Below are 390 nucleotides of genomic sequence, written 5' to 3'. Positions count from 1 at the left end.
GAGCTGAGCAGGCGCCAGAACGCGATGCTGGCCTGGGGCTGAGGCTCGCTGCGCTGCGACTCCAGCGAGGCCAGCCGCTCCTGCTTGAGGAGCGCGAACTCCTTCGCGTCGAACGCGGGCTCGCGCAGCACCTCGGCCACCAGCTTGAGGACCTCCGGGAGGCTCGCGCGAGGGCACTCGATGGAGACGCTGGCGCCCATCGCGCCGCCGTCCACGCCCACGCGGGCCTTGAGCTTGTCGAGCGCGTCGTAGAGCTGCTGGCGGGTGTGCTTCGTGGTGCCGCGCATCAACATGCCGCCCGCGTAGGTGGCGGCGGGCAGCTTGCCGTTCAAGGTCTCCGCGGTGCCCCAGCGCAGGTCCAGCGCCAGGTTGACCATCTCACCGCGCGTC

1 pseudogene is annotated in these 390 nt (G+C 71.3%); it reads right to left on the bottom strand.

Features of this window, described 5'->3' with window-relative positions:
- A pseudogene (locus FMP39_RS37675) lies at positions 1-390 on the bottom strand (insulinase family protein); the annotation flags it as partial.

Origin of the sequence: Myxococcus sp. AB056, assembly GCF_006547365.1 — a bacterium.
In the GTDB taxonomy this organism is placed as follows: Bacteria; Myxococcota; Myxococcia; order Myxococcales; family Myxococcaceae; genus Myxococcus; species Myxococcus virescens.
This window is presented reverse-complemented; position numbering and strand designations above follow the sequence as displayed.